The sequence below is a fragment of the Pseudomonas sp. AC463 genome, assembly GCF_979253585.1.
The window spans coordinates 1-253 of sequence record NZ_CEEDDZ010000902.1 but is presented as its reverse complement, the minus strand read 5'-3'; the positions used below and the strand labels follow the sequence as shown (position 1 = coordinate 253).

Sequence of the window (253 nt, the reverse complement as noted above, 5' to 3'; positions counted from 1 at the left end):
GTCCGGGCCAGGTGCACCAGATCGACCCGTTGCAGGGAGAACAGGTCACGCTCGGACACCACGCCGCACAAGCGCTGATCCTTGACCAGGCAGACGTGAGCAATGTGCCGCTCGGTCATGGCGATCGCCGCATCGAAGGCACTGTGATCCGGCGACAGATAAAACGGTGATCGAGTCATGTGCTGTTCGATGGCGTCGCTGAAATCACCGACACCTTCGGCGACCACATGGCGCAAATCGCGCAGGGTGAAAA

The 253-nt window shown here is 60.5% G+C and carries 1 protein-coding gene; it reads right to left on the bottom strand.

The genetic code is table 11. The features are described from left to right. Positions 1-253: CBS domain-containing protein (locus tag AC0IYH_RS32845; RefSeq protein WP_471838557.1), on the bottom strand; the 253-nt coding region annotated here is incomplete at both ends.